Origin of the sequence: Paraflavitalea soli, from assembly GCF_003555545.1 — a bacterium.
In the GTDB taxonomy this organism is placed as follows: Bacteria; Bacteroidota; Bacteroidia; order Chitinophagales; family Chitinophagaceae; genus Paraflavitalea; species Paraflavitalea soli.
Map to the genome: position 1 here is coordinate 2,290,762 of NZ_CP032157.1, position 15,988 is coordinate 2,306,749.

16 protein-coding genes and 1 tRNA gene are annotated in these 15,988 nt (G+C 47.5%); 10 read left to right on the forward strand and 7 right to left on the reverse strand.

Features of this window, described 5'->3' with window-relative positions:
- Positions 1-55: 55 nt before the first annotated feature.
- A complete protein-coding gene (locus D3H65_RS08485; protein ID WP_162915493.1) occupies positions 56-1,024 on the reverse strand; it encodes a helix-turn-helix domain-containing protein in 969 nt (322 codons plus the stop codon).
- Between the two features lie 150 nt (positions 1,025-1,174).
- Here D3H65_RS08485 and D3H65_RS08490 point away from each other — a divergent pair.
- The 10 genes from D3H65_RS08490 (at position 1,175) to D3H65_RS32860 (ending at position 9,884) form a co-directional block, all read left to right on the forward strand.
- Positions 1,175-1,258, forward strand: a tRNA-Leu gene (locus tag D3H65_RS08490).
- A 454-nt stretch (positions 1,259-1,712) separates the two neighbouring features.
- Positions 1,713-2,309, forward strand: a complete 597-nt coding sequence (locus D3H65_RS08495) for a hypothetical protein (RefSeq protein ID WP_119049906.1) — start codon at positions 1,713-1,715, stop codon at positions 2,307-2,309.
- Between the two features lie 200 nt (positions 2,310-2,509).
- On the forward strand, positions 2,510-3,046 hold the full coding sequence (locus D3H65_RS08500; RefSeq protein WP_119049907.1) for a flavodoxin domain-containing protein: 537 nt from the start codon (positions 2,510-2,512) through the stop codon (positions 3,044-3,046).
- A 79-nt stretch (positions 3,047-3,125) separates the two neighbouring features.
- Positions 3,126-3,596, forward strand: a complete 471-nt coding sequence (locus tag D3H65_RS08505) for a pyridoxamine 5'-phosphate oxidase family protein (RefSeq protein ID WP_119049908.1) — start codon at positions 3,126-3,128, stop codon at positions 3,594-3,596.
- A gap of 175 nt (positions 3,597-3,771) precedes the next feature.
- Complete coding sequence (locus tag D3H65_RS08510; protein ID WP_119049909.1) at positions 3,772-4,542, forward strand: patatin-like phospholipase family protein; 771 nt, start codon at positions 3,772-3,774, stop codon at positions 4,540-4,542.
- 81 nt (positions 4,543-4,623) lie between these two features.
- Entirely contained in the window at positions 4,624-5,673 is a 1,050-nt protein-coding gene (locus D3H65_RS08515; protein ID WP_119049910.1) for a baeRF3 domain-containing protein, read from the forward strand.
- A 30-nt stretch (positions 5,674-5,703) separates the two neighbouring features.
- Positions 5,704-6,531: a universal stress protein gene (locus D3H65_RS08520; protein WP_119049911.1), complete on the forward strand. Its 828-nt coding sequence runs from the start codon at positions 5,704-5,706 to the stop codon at positions 6,529-6,531.
- 26 nt (positions 6,532-6,557) lie between these two features.
- Entirely contained in the window at positions 6,558-8,000 is a 1,443-nt protein-coding gene (locus tag D3H65_RS08525) for a L,D-transpeptidase family protein (protein WP_119049912.1), read from the forward strand.
- A 60-nt stretch (positions 8,001-8,060) separates the two neighbouring features.
- Positions 8,061-9,623, forward strand: coding sequence for a sensor histidine kinase (locus tag D3H65_RS08530; protein ID WP_245999702.1), 1,563 nt, complete (start codon positions 8,061-8,063; stop codon positions 9,621-9,623).
- Positions 9,624-9,647: 24 nt separating this feature from the next.
- Positions 9,648-9,884 carry a hypothetical protein gene (locus tag D3H65_RS32860; protein WP_162915494.1) on the forward strand — a complete coding sequence of 79 codons (237 nt, stop codon included), beginning with the start codon at positions 9,648-9,650 and terminating at the stop codon, positions 9,882-9,884.
- Here the strand turns inward: D3H65_RS32860 and D3H65_RS08535 are convergent, their stop codons facing one another.
- Genes D3H65_RS08535 through ccoN form a run of 6 tightly spaced genes read right to left on the reverse strand, consistent with a single transcriptional unit; the run spans position 9,885 to position 15,986 of the window.
- Positions 9,885-10,589 (reverse strand): sulfite exporter TauE/SafE family protein, encoded by a 705-nt coding sequence (locus D3H65_RS08535; protein WP_119049913.1) that lies wholly within the window; start codon positions 10,587-10,589, stop codon positions 9,885-9,887.
- The gene (locus tag D3H65_RS08540; protein ID WP_119049914.1) at positions 10,589-11,026 is read right to left on the reverse strand and encodes a FixH family protein; all 438 of its coding nucleotides are present in this window, start codon (positions 11,024-11,026) and stop codon (positions 10,589-10,591) included. The genes D3H65_RS08535 and D3H65_RS08540 overlap by 1 nt, the downstream gene beginning before the upstream one ends.
- Positions 11,027-11,037: 11 nt before the next feature.
- On the reverse strand, positions 11,038-12,471 hold the full coding sequence (ccoG, locus tag D3H65_RS08545; RefSeq protein WP_245999703.1) for a cytochrome c oxidase accessory protein CcoG: 1,434 nt from the start codon (positions 12,469-12,471) through the stop codon (positions 11,038-11,040).
- A 23-nt stretch (positions 12,472-12,494) separates the two neighbouring features.
- Positions 12,495-13,658 carry a cbb3-type cytochrome c oxidase N-terminal domain-containing protein gene (locus D3H65_RS08550; RefSeq protein ID WP_211345648.1) on the reverse strand — a complete coding sequence of 388 codons (1,164 nt, stop codon included), beginning with the start codon at positions 13,656-13,658 and terminating at the stop codon, positions 12,495-12,497.
- A 17-nt stretch (positions 13,659-13,675) separates the two neighbouring features.
- Positions 13,676-13,843, reverse strand: coding sequence for a CcoQ/FixQ family Cbb3-type cytochrome c oxidase assembly chaperone (locus tag D3H65_RS08555; RefSeq protein ID WP_119049915.1), 168 nt, complete (start codon positions 13,841-13,843; stop codon positions 13,676-13,678).
- Between the two features lie 13 nt (positions 13,844-13,856).
- Positions 13,857-15,986, reverse strand: coding sequence for a cytochrome-c oxidase, cbb3-type subunit I (gene ccoN, locus D3H65_RS08560; protein ID WP_119049916.1), 2,130 nt, complete (start codon positions 15,984-15,986; stop codon positions 13,857-13,859).
- Positions 15,987-15,988: the final 2 nt, after the last annotated feature.

Consider the following 15,988-nt stretch of genomic DNA (forward strand, 5'->3'; position numbering starts at 1 on the left):
GCTGCCCAAAAAGAGTTGCTGTAAATAGCAGTTGGCTCCTACAGGCCCACCTCTCCTATTTGTTTTGTGCATATTCCAGCGGACTCAGACCCGTGATCTTCTTGAACGCGTTGTAAAAAGCGCTGCGCGAAGCAAAGCCCGCATTGTAGGCCAATGCTTCGATCGTAAAGTTTTGCAGCGTATCCGGCAGCGCCATTTGCTCCTGGATGCTTTTAATGCGGTAGCTGTTGATGAAATCCACAAAGCTCAGCTGGTAGTTGTTGTTGAGCAGCCACGACAATTTGTGCGCGGTGATGCCGGCGGCGCGTGCCAGTGATGCCAGGCTGATATCTTTCGACCGGTACAACTCCTTCCTCACAAGTTGTTCTTCCAGGTGCCGGCGCAGCCGTTCCGTTTCCCCATCTTTTTTCAGTGACAGCGCGTGTTGCTGACGGATCTTGGCCAGCGTGGGCGCTTTCATATTGAGCAGTGAGGCGATGTTTTCCAACGGCAGCCGGTCGATATAGCCCGGTTTTGTTTGCAGGAAGTAATGGTATCTTTCTTTGGCATTGCCTACCCTTATGATGTGTGAGCGCTCCTGGGCGTCCTGGTAATATTGCTGTACCATCACCCGGAAGATATAGTTAAAGTCGAAGTACTTTTCAAAGAAGCCCAGCAGCACCTCATTGGATATCGCGATCAGTGAAGTAGGCTCTACCGCAATGATCCCTTCTTTGGTGGGGCGCATGCCATGCATGCCCGATATAGAGCTTACAAATTCATTTTCTACCGAAATATAGGTGGTGATCTTTTTGCCTTTGTGTGTGGAATGCGCCATCAGCGCCCCCGTAAGAATAAAATACATGTAGCGGCAGGTATCTCCTTCCTGGATCAGCATGCTGCCCTTTTTCAGTTTCAGCGCTACCATATTGCCATAAATATCCTTGCGCAAGGGTTCGCTGATCGGATAAACAGCTTCCAGGAGGCGGATGACCTTATCGATGTCTGTGCGGTTGGCTGGTGGGTAATGCCCGGATTGTATCATAGAAATTCGGGCAACAATATAGCTATTTTCAGGCAGTGCTGCCCCCACGGAATGCGGGCCGTAGTGAGCTAACTGGTTATTTTTCAGGAAAAACACAGTAGCATTTGGCTGAAATACTGCAAAAGCGTAATATTGCACCCCCAAGCAAGAGCCCAGATGGCGGAACTGGTAGACGCGCTAGACTCAAAATCTTGTTATCGAAAGGTAGTGCAGGTTCGATTCCTGTTCTGGGCACGAAGAAATCCTGTAGGTCATTGATCTACAGGATTTTTGCTTTGTAGGTCATTCAGTTATGTGTCGATTTTTTAAGCGGTTGTTTGGGCCTCCAGGCAGTTGCGTTTAGCTTTTCTTCGGGTCTCACCTGGGTCTGAGTCGTACCTTATTCGAGACTTGTTCGGTACCCGCTTAGGCCGCCCCAAACCATACTCAAAAACAAAACAAGCCGAGCCAGCATTCAATTCATCTCTCAGGTGCATGAAATGCGCTTTATCTCCGGTGTTGGTACAAACTTGTTCCGAACATGCCCCCTTTGAAACCCGGCCTGGAGGCACTGCTGGTGCTTGTTAAAATATGACTTTAAATGGCCGTTTCTAACTCAATATGAAAGAATGTAACGAAACTTAACCATTTACGTTACCACCTTGTTGAGTGTCTTTGCCAACGCTCTACCTTTAGGAAAAAGAATGCTATGGCACGGCTTACCTCCACACCTTCGTTTATTGGCACTTACGGGCCTGTCACCGTATACTTCATGTTTGGAAAGTACTATATGCGGTCCCGCAGTTCGCTGACTGGCAAGCGGGTGAAAAAAGATCCCGCCTTTCGCAAGACCATGCAATATGCGGCCTTGCTGGCCAAAGCCTCACCCATTGCATTGAAATTGTATGCAGTGGTTCCACTACCCAATAAAAAACATAAGGTCCGCTGTAAGATCACCGGAGAAGTAATGACCTGGTTGAGATACGGGTGGTCCGATACAGATATTATTGAATACCTGGCTAAAAAATATGCCCCGCCATATGGCGGGATGCAAGTGTCGGAGGAAGGTCCAGTTACGGTATTGCGGCCCTCTTATCGCCGGGCCAGGCCAGGTGTGAGAAATACTGTCCAGGGCTTATTTAAAAATATTCCTGCTGAACGGCCCTCTTTTGAATTGCTCTACTGGCGAAGGCGGGATAAACAATTCAGGCGGGTGCTTCATAAAGAGAACCGAAATAGTTCTACAAGCGCGCCCCCAATTTTTCAACTTGATCAAGCTATTCTCTACGGCTCTCGCAAAAACTAATTTTACCACAGAAAAAAGTGAGTTCTGCAGGATTGGGTGGATGCCGCTGGCATTCAGAAAAAAACTACCTGGCACTGCTTCCGCCATAGTGTTTCGGATATTTTCCCGGATCACGCACTAAAGATTGTCATACTGATGCATAACATAAGTCATAGTTTTGAGCCAACACTGGTAATATTTTTGCTTAAACTATTATATTTATGAAAGGCCTTATCATATACAAAGGCAAATACGGTGCTACCCGCGATTATGCAACACTCTTATCCAAAGAATTGAACCTTCCCGCCTTTACACCTACGGTCATTGGAGGGGAATTAATGAATGCTGATTTTGTGTTGATCGGCAGTTCTGTGTATGTGGGTAAACTACAGTTGCAAAGTTGGCTGATCCGCAACCAGGAATGGCTGAAAACCAAAAAGCTGTTCTTCTTTATCGTATGCGGTACACCGGCCGGTGATAAAGAAAAAACGGATAAGATCATTGCCGATAACATCCCGCCTTCCTTGAGAAACAACAGCATTTTTTTCCTAAAAGGCCGGATGATCAGGCATACTTTATCCTGGACAGATCGCCTGCTCTTAAAGATGGGAGCCTGGCTGACCAGGGACCCCGAAGAAAAGAAAAGGATGCAGCAAGACTTCGACGGGGTGGAAGTAGCAAGCCTCCGGCCATTGTTACACGCCCTGAAATTATGGGACCTGGAAAAAAGGCAGGCATTATTACATGTCAACTATTGAGGAGGATCAGGCGGGGCGATGACACCCATCATGGCTCTGGCTCAGTTTATGTGCGAACTTAGCTTAAAAATCAGCTTTTATGTTTGGTAAATTATCCCCGGAAGAAATTGAATCGGTGTTGAGTACACAAATGGTAGGCCGGATCGGTTGTCATGCCGATGATACTACGTATGTGGTGCCTATCAATTTTACCTACGATGGAGAATTTGTGTATTGCTATACCCAGGAAGGAATGAAAGTAGCTCTAATGCGCAAGAACCCACAGGTATGTTTCCAAACGGACGACCTGACCAATATGGCCAACTGGAAAAGTGTGATCCTGTGGGGCAGCTTTGAAGAACTGCCGGAAGGTAAGGAGCGCCGGGAGGCATTGGATAAACTGGTGAACCGGATAATGCCCATGGTCAGCAGTGAGCGGGTACACCAATCTGACGACTGGCCTTTTACAAATAATGTCACTGAACAGGTAAAGGGAATCGTTTTTCGCATCCGGCTAACGAAAAAAACAGGTCGTTTTGAACGGTCTACCCAATCTGCACTGGTTGGCTGAGTCGATGACTTTCCGGTAAATGAACAAGGACATAAGAGCAGGTATATAGCTAAATTTTGGTGATACAGGCGTTGGTGTACTACAACGCCTGTTTTTGTTCGGGCCCGGCTTTACTTTGGTCAGTACACATTTTTTTGACTGATCTTTCGTTTTCACTGGCAGAATATAATTAGGTATGACAAAAACAGGCATTGTACTTAGCGGGGGCGGTGTTCGGGGATTTGCCCATCTCGGGCTCTTAAAACTGCTGGATGAAATTGGCTTGAAGCCCTATGCCATTTCCGGGGTAAGCGCCGGCGCCATTGCCGGAGCGCTGTACCTGGCAGGCCATCCACCCGAAAAAGTCCTTACCATCCTGAAGCAAAATGGCTACTTCGGATGGTCCAATCTCTTGTGGAACAAAGATGGTTTCTTTTCTATGCAGCCCCTGTTACGCACCTTACAACAATATATTCCCCAGGACAGGTTTGAGGGCTTGTCGGCCCTTTTTTTTGTCACTGCTACCGACTTCACGCTGGCCAAAACGGTCACCTTCTCCAGCGGTCCGCTGTATGAACCGATCATTGCATCGGCTTCAGTGCCCGTGATCTTTGCACCCGTCAAAATAGGCAACAGTTTGCTGGTAGATGGCGGCCTGTTGAACAACCTGCCGGTAGAACCGTTGACGGAGATCTGCGACCATATCATCGGTTCCCATGTGAATAAGCTCCAACCTCAGCAGGCATCGAACCCAGTGGGCAAAAGGAACATCCTGGAAAAATGCTTTCATATGGCTATCGCCGGCTCCGTTAAATCAAAATTAGAGCAATGCACGCTTTATATAGAACCCGATCTGCACCGGTTCAATATGTTCGATGTGAAAAAAGCAGATGAAATATTTGAAATTGGATATACAACTGCCTCACGCCAGCGTGCCAAATTAGAAAAATTGATGGTACAGGCATAACTACAATCAATCTCCAGGGTGAGCGATGTCATAAAATAGGCCCCCGGCTGTTTTTAATTTTAGGTCATTAAATCAGCCGTCATGAATGAGGTACTGCAATACTCCGCACAGTTCTTACAGGAAACAGGCCTTACGCCTTCCATTTGTCTTGTGCTGCCATTTGAACCCCAACTCACTGATAAGCATGTCATAACCGGCCGTTTAAGAACAATGATGGCCAAAACAAAAGGGGAACTGTTGCAAAAATATTCCACCTTCAAGGCCTTGCCTGCCTATACCCTGGTGCAGGGATTGATCGCAGGCATCAATTATAGCAATTATAAGAAAAGCATTGCGCTCCTCGCCTCCCCTTACGCATCCAAACTATTTTACCTGGATTTTCCGGTAGAGGAAACGATCCGCATCGGAGAATATGTAGGCATCCGGGAAGTAATAAGGGCTAAAAAAAGGGAAGTCTCCTACCTGGTGATGGTACTGGGCAAACACTGCGCGAGGCTGTATATGGGTAACCCAACCAGGCTCACCTGCATTAAATCCAACCAGGAAGCAATTGACCCGGCCAGTGGTTATGACCGCCACTTCCTGCACCTGATGGACCAGGGCCTTGGCCTTATGCTGAATGCTTATGCGCTGCCCGTTTTTATACTGGGAAATGCACAGTCTCTTGACCAATTCAGAGATCTCACGGTCCATGAAGAGAACATCATTGGCTACCTGGCCGGCAACTTCGATACTAGCACAGAAACAGATATTCTTATGACTTTACAACCTGAATTGCATCAATGGAAGAAGCACAGACACCAGCTTTTAATGCAAAAACTGCAAAAGGCTTATAAGGACGGAAACTTATCGTACGGGATGAAGGAGGTCTGGAACACGGCTACTCATTGCAGAGGGCAATTACTGGTAGTAGAGGAAAATTTTATAAGTCCCGGCCGAAGTGAAAGTAATCAAAGTGCAGTTTACACATTTACGCGCACCACGGATGACCCTTATTACATGAAAGACCTGGTAGAAGATGTCATGGAAAAGGTATTAAAGGATGGAGGCGATGTGGAATTTGTAGAGCAGGGTTCTTTAAGAGACTTTCAAAAGATCGCATTGATCGAGTTTCGCCAGCACAAAAAATAACAACTGCAACCATTCCATAAAATTTGATGTATGAAAAAAATAATCGTTGCCTTCGATAATACGCATTTCTCTGCAGGGGCCATGCAATTCATTCTTGGCTTGCACCAACTCGCGCCGGTATCGCTTACCGGTATTTTCCTGCCCCAGATCGATTATTCAGCACTCTGGAGCAAAAGCCCCGGCGCAATGGCAGGCGCTTTGTTCGTACCATTGGCAGAAGAAGGGGAGGCGGAGGAAGTAATGGCCAATATAAAACAATTTGAGACCTTTTGCCAGGAACACCATATCCGCTATTCTGTGACCAAGGACTTCTATGATTTTACGCTGAACGATTTCAAGGAGGAAACAAAGTTTGCCGACCTGCTTGTAATTGGCAGTGAGGCTTTTTACAAAGCAATGGGTACAGAACGCATCAATGATTACCTGCAGGATACGCTGAGCCACGCGTCCTGTCCCGTGGTGCTGATACCTGAAAAATTTGAATTTCCCCAAACAAATATCCTTACCTACGATGGCAGCGAGGCTTCGGTATATGCCATTAAACAATTTATCTACCTGTTCCCTGAATTATGCGACCGCAAGACATTGGTGATCTATGTAGATGAAGATGCCGATGTGACCATGCCGGCCGAAAAGAAGATCAAAGACCTGGTGTGCCGGCATTTTGATCAATGCGCTTACCTCACCCTGCACATGGATGCCCGGAAATACCTGGCTTCCTGGATCAGTGAACAGAAAGGAGGGATACTTGTAAGCGGAGCCTTTGGCCGTTCTTCCATATCCCGGTTGTTCAAACCCAGCTTTATATACGAGGCAATTACCGATCATCAATTGCCAGTATTCATTGCTCATCATTAGTCTAATGCCCCCCTGAATCCCAGCGCATGCGACTGCTACCTTTATTAACTGGCCTCTTTATGGTATTGCAGGCATATGCCGCACCAGGGTCGGATAAGTTGACGAAGTTGTCTGTCGATACCCTTCCACAGCATCGCTTCCAACAACCGGCCCTGGTGAGGCAATTTTATGACCTGGTGAAAGAACCATATCCCTGGGTACAGCGGAAGTCTCTCCAACGTTCACTACTGCAACTCGTACATTCGTCAGAACACTGGGGATTGCAGGAAAAGGATTATTCAATTGGCCTGCTCGATTCACTGTACCAAAACTCCATTGCGCTCCAAAGCATACAGGATACTTTGCACGCCGATGAAACATTTACAAACACCGCTATCCATTTTTTTCATGATATCGCAATGGGTAATAGCAGCCAGCCAGTAAGCTACCAGGGCTGGAAATATATTCCGGATTGTCTGGATATTCCTGGCCTCCTCGCATTGGCCATAGACAATGATCTTTTGGAGGAGCTGCCCGACGCGGTGGAGCCGCAAACACAGGATTATAAGGCCATAAAGAATACCCTTGCCCAATTGCTGGAGATCAGGAATGACACCTCCAGCCATGAAGATAAGGTGCAAGCACTGATCGACAGATTAACGTTGTTGAACATCCTTCCTTATGCGCTTCATAAAAACAACCTGGCGAATGCCAGGCAGATCATTCCCGTCAGGATCAGGGAAGCTGGTGAGGCCCTCAATACCATCCGTTGGATAAGGTGCATACAAAAAGTGCAATGCATTGTGGTCAATATTCCATCGGCCACCCTGCAGTATTATGACGATGGCAACCTGCTCCTTCAGTCAAAAGTAATTGTGGGAAAACGTTCAACGCCTACTTCTACCCTATCCAGCCAGATCAATGAAATTGTGCTGTATCCTTACTGGACAGTACCGTCAAAGATCGCCAGCCGCGAATTATTACCAATGATCAAACGCAATCCTTCTTTCCTCGATGAGAATGGATACCAGGTCATCAGTGCCGGTAAGGTAATCGATGCGGCCATGATAGACTGGAAAAAGTACAGCAGCACGAATTTCCCTTTTACACTCCGGCAATCCACCGGCTGCGATAATTCACTGGGCATTATAAAACTCAACTTCTACAGTCCCTATGGCATTTACCTGCACGACACTCCCTGGAAATCACTTTTCAATTTATCCAAAAGATACATGAGCCATGGCTGCGTTCGGGTGGAAAAAGTGGCAGAGTTGGCACACTTGCTGTTAAAAGCCGACAGCACAGCGTTAGATGAAGTGCTGCAAAAAGGCGATTCCCTGAATACTAAACCTACTACAATGCCCTTGTCCCAGGGAGTACCGGTGTTCATAATATACAATACGGCCTGGACCGACCAGACAGGGATGGTGCGCTTTTATGACGACATTTACAGAAAATCGATCCCCCTGCCCGACCTGCGTCAAAAATGATCCGCCACCTCACGGCATTTGTCAAACTTGTTTTAACTTCCGGAAAATTTAAAGGAGCGTATGTTTACAGAGAAGCCTTTGAATGTATTGCTGTTCTGCTTCATTGTAATGGTCACCTCCGCGGTATTGCAATACCTGAGTCCGGGAGTGAGCTTTTATGACAGCGGCCTCATTATTGCCGTGCTGCTGACCGTTTTTCTAAAGAACGATAGTTACACAAAATTATTTGGCCTGGCGGGTATATTGCTGGTAGGTATTTCCTTCTTTTACTTCCACCCGGGTATGACCACTCGCCAGGTGCTCATGCAGCACCTATTCTCTGCCATGATCCTTGTTATTGCCACCATGGCAGTGCTTTATGTAAAGAAATTATACCGTTCCATAGAATCTGATGAAAGGCAGGTGAACGCCTTATTTGAGCACGCTACCGAAGGCATCATTTTAACCAATTCAGCGGGCAAGATCGTATTGATCAATCCCGCCGCAACACGTTTGTTTGAGTATGAAAAAGATGATCTGCTGGGAAAAGAAATTGAATCCTTAATCCCTTCCCGGTTTCATGGAAAGCATGAACATTACCGGCAAGGCTTTTATAAACATCCATCCAACAGAACAATGGGCCATGGACGCGATCTGTTTGCCAAAACAAAAAGCGGCCGTGAATTTCCCGTTGAAGTGAGTCTCAGTCACTACCGGCAGAAAAATGAAAATTTTGTCATCGCTTTTTTGGTCGACATCACCGAGCGCAAAAAAGCAGAACAGGAATTATTGGACCAGAAAAGACAACTGGAAGAGATCACGGCCGATATGCGCAAGCTAAATACGGAGTTGGAATCGAAAGTGGAAGATAGAACAATGATCTTAAGGGAGGCGTTGCAGGAACTGGAACGCTCACAGCAGGAGTTGAATGAAGCGCTGAATAAAGAAAAGGAACTCAATGAGATCAAATCACGTTTTGTTTCGATGGCCTCGCACGAGTTCAGAACCCCTTTAAGTACGGTGCTATCTTCCGCGGCATTGATCGGCCGGTACACACAGGGGGATGAACAGGACAAACGCGACCGGCATATAAAACGTATAAAGGATTCTGTGCGACACCTGAATGTATTACTGGAAGACTTCTTATCACTGGGCAAACTGGAAGAAGGCAGGATCAAAGCAACATGTGCCCCTTTTAATGTGCGGGCATTCCAGGCCGAGGTAGTGGATGAGATGAATGTGATCCTTAAGGAGGGGCAGTCCATTGAACAGGAATTTACCGGCGATGATCAGTTTGATACAGACAGCCACCTGCTGAAAAACATTCTTATCAACCTGCTGAGTAATGCGGCCAAATTCTCCGGGGATAATGCTGTGATCCGGCTCAAGATCGATCACAACGGAAACTCCCTGCAAGTGACTGTAACTGATGAAGGTGTTGGTATCTCCGAAGAGGACCAACAACACTTGTTCAGTACTTTCTTTAGGGGTAAAAATGTAGTGAACATTGCAGGTACGGGCCTGGGATTGCACATAGTAAAAAGATATGTGGAACTATTGCATGGCACCCTCCAGTTGACCAGTAAATTGGACGAAGGCACCTGCGTAACCATCACCATCCCATTGCCGGAAAAAATGGCGTAACTTGTAGAGGACAAACCTTCAGTTATGAAACGCTCAACCATTGCAGCCGTTCTGGCTACCCTTTATTTACTCATCTATTGTTTTTGTCTTCAAATGGATGCGCTCCGGATAATCGGTGTGGGACTTTATTTTTTCTCACCGGTTGTAATGATCGGGCTTGCCATGATCGTAATAAAAGATGGCAAATACAATGGCCCTGAATTGGGTGAAGAAGAATTTGGATACCAGGACAGGGATAAAAAAACGCTGGGCCCGGTTTGATCAGTGACAGGATATCCCGCTTACGGGGACCACAGGCAACCGGGGACTGATATAAGGGATACCAAGATCCAATCCACGCAATATAAGCAGTATACCCACCGCCACGGTAAATGCCGGTATCCACTTCCTTAAATACAACCTCACAGATTGATTGAACCAGGCACTGAAATAACCGAGGCCGGTCATAGCAGGCAGTGTGCCCAATCCAAAACATACCATAAAAAGGGTGCTCCAACCAGTGCTACCCGTACTGATGGCTGCTGCTACCGCCAGGTATACCATGCCGCAAGGCAACAGTCCATTGGCCATCCCCAACAGAAAAAAACCGGCTTTGCCGGCCCGCTTCCATAAATAAAGATTGAGTTGCGTGATCTGCTGCTGTACTATTTGTGCCGGATAGAAGCTGCGCCGTATACCTATCCTTGCAGCAAACCACCCCAGCAAGATCACAACTCCCAGGCCAACAGACAGCCATTGTTGCCAGCCTGCCAGTTGCAACCTCCTGCCGGCCAAACCAAACAGCGCACCCAGGAGGCCATAGGTCGTCAATCGCCCGGTATTATAAGTAAAAAGGGGCAACAAGCGCCGGAGACCAGCCTCTTGGGGTAAGGGCAGGGCCATCACCAATGGCCCGCACATACCTATGCAATGCAGGCTGCTCACCATGCCCATGCCAACACCTGCTATTGCTACCTGCCAGCTCATTAGCGAATGGTTAAGGGTTCCTCACTGTAATAATTGGTACTATCCGCCTTCCAGGATATTTTTACCACATACCTGCCCGGCGCCAGACTTTTTTTACTCAAAGTCTGAGAAGCGGCGCTGTCGGTATGCAACACAAACTCCCTGTCGTACCGGGCATCGGCCGGGCAGTACAACAGGATATTGCCTGCTATCCTTTTCTGCTTCATTTCGGCCGGCAGGATAATCGCAATGGAAGAGTTGTTTTCCGACAGCTTTACCCTGCTGCTGAGTGCATTGGTCTTGTCCCGGCTGTCAATTACCTGCTGGTATGCGATCTCATCACGGTAATACTCTTTGGATACCAGGTTCACAGGTTCCTTCATGCACCGGTACACCATAAAAGACATCATGGACCCGAAAGCAGCGAATACCAGTAATAATTTATTTCCCCAGTTCATAGTTGACGTTTTTATGGTTCATCGGTTACAGGCCCCAGGAAATTAGTAGTGACCACATCTATCTGTTTACCACCCTGGTAAAGCCCGATCCTGAGCATGGATTTTCTTTCCCGGATCCATTTTTTGGGCAACACCACAAAGAAGGTACCGGCACTTTCATCTTCTTTTTTCACCGGCACAGTGGAGCTACCTATTACTTCGATCCTCCCATTGCTATCTTCCAGTTGCAGGTGTAAGGGAATATTTTCAATGGTCTTATTGGCGATCTTAATATTGTACAGGTTAGAGACACTGTCCGTTCCCCTTTCCTGGTACAACATACCAGGAGTTCGCATGATGGTAGCATCGATGTCCTTGCGCGACATGAGCAGGATACCCAATAGAATGACCAGTATGGACAACAGGCCGGTATATAATTTCATCCGGGTACTGTAATGAAGCGTTTCTTTATTGGCAATTCCATTTTCTGAAGCATAGCGGATAAGTCCCTGTGGTTTCCCGATCCTGTCCATAATGGCATTACAGGCATCGATACAGGCCGTGCAACCCACACACTCCATTTGAGTGCCATTACGGATATCGATACCGGTTGGGCAAACCTTCACGCATTGCAGGCAGTCGATGCAATCGCCGGTATCCGGGGCCGCTTTCTTAGTATACTTACTCCTGGGTTCGCCACGTTTATAATCGTAGGCCACGATCATCGAGTTTTTATCCAGCAATACGCCCTGTAGCCTGCCGTAAGGACAAACCACCGTACAGGCCTGTTCCCTGAAGAAGGCATACACCGCGAAGAATACAGCAGAAAATACTATGATCGAGGTAAATCCGCCTATATGTTGACCTACAGGTTCCGTAATGATCTTGTACAATTCTTTTATCCCAATAATGTAGGACAGAAAGAAATTGGCAATGACAAAGGCCAGCAGATAGAAAACCAGGTATTTAATGGCCCGTCGCGTGATCTTACCGGCAGTCCACGGTCTTGTTTTATTGAGCTTCTGTTGCGCCGCGCTCCCCTCGATAACATATTCAATCTTACGGAACAACATTTCCATAAATACCGTTTGAGGGCAAACCCAGCCGCAAAACAACCTGCCAAAGGCTGCGGTGAACAGGATGATGAAAATAACGAAGGTGATCATAGTTAGCCCGAAGATGAAAAAATCCTGGGGCCAGAACACCTTTCCGAAAATAATGAAGCGGGCAGAGGGAATATTGAAAAGAAACAGCGGCCTTCCATCGATATGTATAAAGGGTAAGGTGACAAACAAGGCAAAGAAGCCCAGGCTCACCGCCGTGCGCAGGTTGTACAACCTGCCCACTGGCTTTTGGGCATACACCCAGTTGCGCTTTCCGCTCGCATCTACGGTAGCAATCCTGTCCCTGAACGATTCCTGTATTGTTTCCTTTACCATGGCTTTGGCGCCCCGGGGGGCATACATATTGGTGAGATCAAATTGTTTCCTTAATTACTTGCTGATAGGGTAGCAGAATCCGCAGCTTTAGCGCCTTCTTCCTGGAATAATGCCCCCTGCGGCGGTTTCGCATTGGGCGGATTCGTGCCTTTGATCGATTTAATATAGCTGGCAAGCTGGGCGATCTGGGCGGGCGAATAATCGTCTTTCCAGCTCTTCATACCTTTTTCGGGCACGCCATACCTGATCGTCTTAAAAATATCTTTCATGCTGCCGCCATGCAGCCAGTATTCATCGGTAAGGTTGGGCCCTACTCCACCCTCCCCTCCTTTACCATGACAGGGAAAACAGGTGGTGACGAATATTTTCTGCCCGGCCTGCAGGTCGGTGCTTTCAGACAGGTATTTTACCGTATTCTCATCCACATTATTAGCCGCCTTTTTCAAGTACTCAGCGCGTTTTACTTCCGCCGCTTTTACCGCCAGCTGGTATTCCTCCCCGCTCAGCGGCGCCGTGTGCGATACATGGTAACGCCACAGGTAAATGCAGGCAAAAACGATGGAAAGGTAGAAGCCATACAGCCACCAGGGTGGCAACCGGTTATCCAGTTCACGGATGCCATCGTAATCATGGCCCAGGTCGATGTTCACTTCCTGCTCCACAGGCCTGAACTTATTGAGCTTATCCCACCAACTGATGGCAGGCTTCAGTTTCTCACCTGCTATAGCAGCCTTCTTCCTTTTAATTTCCAGCAGCACACGCAGGTTGTACAGCAAAGCGCCAATGACCATCAACTCCAGGAAGATGACGCCCGTCATGGTGTAAAAAGCCGTATCGCTAAGGTTATGAGCACTGACCACGGCAGTACTGTTACCCGTTTCTTCAGCCCGGGAACTCAAACTTGTTAGCAGCAGTGCAACTACAGTTACCGCAGTTGTGGCAGGCTGACTTTTTTTTTCTTTTACAGCAGTTTCTTCCTGCTTTGATCTTTGCAGGTAGATCTGGGCGCTGCCCAGCACTACCCAGGCCAGCAAGCCAATAATGAGGGCCAGGATAGCCATGATCACGATCAGTACCACTACAAATGGATCATCCATGGCATCAGGCAGTGGCGCCTGCGCCCACAATAAAGTGCTGCAACATACACCTGTGATCAGTAAACCTGCTTTCTTTAACCTGCCTGCCTGGGCTAATAGGGATTGTATCAAGGACATAAAAATTCTTTTTGCTGTTAAACAGTTTTATCGAGCGGTATTTTACTTACTTCTTCCATCAGCTTCTTGTCGGCCTTAAAGGCCCATACCACCATCAGCAGGAAGAACGAGCCAAAGATGAGCAACGAACTAAGTCCGTAAATACTGATACCGCTGATCTTTTCGAGGTAGTGAATGAATTTCATGATTATATTTTTATTACTTCACGGTTTCTGCTATTGGAACAGACTTAATATCCTTACCCAATCTTTGCAGATAGGCTATCAGGGCTATGATCTCTTTAGTATGCTTCGTTTGTATCTTATCTGCCTTCAGGCTGGTGCTGATACTGCTTGCCTGCTCCAGCAACGCTTTGTTGGCCTGGCTGTCATACCCCGCCGGATAAGGCACTCCCAGTGTTTGCATGGCGCGGATCTTAGCCCCTGTGCTGGTAGTATCGATGTTGTTTTCGAATAACCAGTCATAGGAAGGCATGATGGAGCCCGGCGACATGGACTGCGGATCGAGCATATGGTTGTAATGCCAGCTGTCAGGATATTTGCCTCCCTCACGCGCCAGGTCGGGCCCGGTTCTTTTGGAACCCCACTGAAAAGGATGGTCATACACAAATTCACCGGCCTTGGAGTATTCCCCGTAGCGGGCCACTTCATCACGGAAGGGTCTGATCATCTGTGAGTGACAGGTATAACAACCTTCCCGCACATAGATATCACGACCATATAATTCCAGGGGCGTATAAGGTTTTACACTGCTGATGGTAGGCACATTCGACTTTACCAGAAAGGTGGGGATCATTTCCAGGATACCGCCAATGGCCACTGCTATCAGACTGAACACGAGCATCTGCATTGGCCTTTTTTCGATCCAGCGGTGCCAGTATTCTTTGCCATGCGTAAGGATCTGTTTGGGCAGCGCAGGCGCTTCGGCTGCTTCATTGGCCATGAAGCTACCCTGCTGAATGGTCTTGCGCAGGTTATAGATCATGATAAAGGCGCTGCCAATATAGAGTGTGCCGCCAATGCTGCGGGTAACATACATAGGTATGATATGTGTAACTGTTTCCAGGAACTGGAATTTCAGTTGTCCTTCTTCAGTAAAGGTTTTCCACATCATGCTTTGTGCAAAACCTGCCCAGTATAAAGGCAGCGCATACAATATGATACCGATGGTGCCGATCCAGAAATGCGTACCGGCCAGTTTTTTTGAATACAGCGTAGTACCCCACATTTTGGGAATGAGCCAGTACAATATACCGAAGGTGAGAAACCCATTCCAGCCCAGCGCGCCGATGTGCACGTGCGCAATGGTCCAGTCGGTAAAGTGCGAGATGGCATTTACATTTTTTAAACTCAGCATGGGTCCTTCAAAAGTGGCCATACCATAACAAGTGATTGCCACTACCAGGAATTTCAACACAGGATCTTCCCGTACTTTATCCCAGGCCCCTCTTAAAGTAAACAAGCCATTCAGCATACCTCCCCAGCTGGGAGCGATGAGCATGATGGAAAATACCACGCCCAATGACTGCGCCCAATCGGGTAAACTGGTATACAATAAATGGTGCGGACCAGCCCAGATATAGATAAAGATCAACGCCCAGAAGTGAATGATAGAAAGCCGGTAGCTGTACACCGGCCTGTTGGCCGCCTTGGGCAGGAAATAATACATCAACCCGAGGTAAGGCGTGGTGAGGAAGAAAGCCACCGCATTGTGCCCATACCACCATTGAACCAACGCATCCTGCACACCTGCATACCAGCTATAGCTTTTAAAAAGGGAAACAGGCAGTTCAAATGAGTTCACAATATGCAGCATGGCCACGGTGACCCAGGTTGCAATGTAAAACCAGATGGCCACATATAAATGCGATTCACGGCGCTTAAGAATAGTACCAAAGATGTTAATGCCAAATACTACCCATACGATGGTAATGGCAATATCGATGGGCCATTCCAATTCTGCATATTCCTTCCCGGTTGTGGCGCCGGCCCACAACGAAATAGCGCCCACTACAATAATGGCCTGCCAGCCCCAGAAATGGATCTTGCTAAGCAGGTCGCTAAACATCCTTGCTTTACACAGGCGCTGCAGGGAATAGTACACTCCCATGAAAATACCATTGCCTACGAAGGCAAAGATCACTGCATTGGTATGCACCGGGCGCATACGGCCGAAGGTAGTGGCAGGCAGCCCGAGATTGATCTTTGGATAAAACAAGGCAATAGATGCCCATAACCCGGCCAGCATGCCTACGATGCACCAGAACAGGACCGCGTAGGCAAACCATTTCACCGTTTTGTTGTCATAATAAAACTTTTCTACCTGCATAT

Bases quoted from the DNA above. Each gene is read 5' to 3' on its own strand.
- D3H65_RS08485 (WP_162915493.1), bottom strand. From the start codon at position 1,024: ATGATACAATCCGGGCATTACCCACCAGCCAACCGCACAGACATCGAT.
- D3H65_RS08495 (WP_119049906.1), top strand. From the start codon at position 1,713: ATGGCACGGCTTACCTCCACACCTTCGTTTATTGGCACTTACGGGCCT.
- D3H65_RS08500 (WP_119049907.1), top strand. From the start codon at position 2,510: ATGAAAGGCCTTATCATATACAAAGGCAAATACGGTGCTACCCGCGAT.
- D3H65_RS08505 (WP_119049908.1), top strand. From the start codon at position 3,126: ATGTTTGGTAAATTATCCCCGGAAGAAATTGAATCGGTGTTGAGTACA.
- D3H65_RS08510 (WP_119049909.1), top strand. From the start codon at position 3,772: ATGACAAAAACAGGCATTGTACTTAGCGGGGGCGGTGTTCGGGGATTT.
- D3H65_RS08515 (WP_119049910.1), top strand. From the start codon at position 4,624: ATGAATGAGGTACTGCAATACTCCGCACAGTTCTTACAGGAAACAGGC.
- D3H65_RS08520 (WP_119049911.1), top strand. From the start codon at position 5,704: ATGAAAAAAATAATCGTTGCCTTCGATAATACGCATTTCTCTGCAGGG.
- D3H65_RS08525 (WP_119049912.1), top strand. From the start codon at position 6,558: ATGCGACTGCTACCTTTATTAACTGGCCTCTTTATGGTATTGCAGGCA.
- D3H65_RS08530 (WP_245999702.1), top strand. From the start codon at position 8,061: ATGTTTACAGAGAAGCCTTTGAATGTATTGCTGTTCTGCTTCATTGTA.
- D3H65_RS32860 (WP_162915494.1), top strand. From the start codon at position 9,648: ATGAAACGCTCAACCATTGCAGCCGTTCTGGCTACCCTTTATTTACTC.
- D3H65_RS08535 (WP_119049913.1), bottom strand. From the start codon at position 10,589: ATGAGCTGGCAGGTAGCAATAGCAGGTGTTGGCATGGGCATGGTGAGC.
- D3H65_RS08540 (WP_119049914.1), bottom strand. From the start codon at position 11,026: ATGAACTGGGGAAATAAATTATTACTGGTATTCGCTGCTTTCGGGTCC.
- ccoG (WP_245999703.1), bottom strand. From the start codon at position 12,471: ATGTATGCCCCCCGGGGCGCCAAAGCCATGGTAAAGGAAACAATACAG.
- D3H65_RS08550 (WP_211345648.1), bottom strand. From the start codon at position 13,658: ATGTCCTTGATACAATCCCTATTAGCCCAGGCAGGCAGGTTAAAGAAA.
- D3H65_RS08555 (WP_119049915.1), bottom strand. From the start codon at position 13,843: ATGAAATTCATTCACTACCTCGAAAAGATCAGCGGTATCAGTATTTAC.
- ccoN (WP_119049916.1), bottom strand. From the start codon at position 15,986: ATGCAGGTAGAAAAGTTTTATTATGACAACAAAACGGTGAAATGGTTT.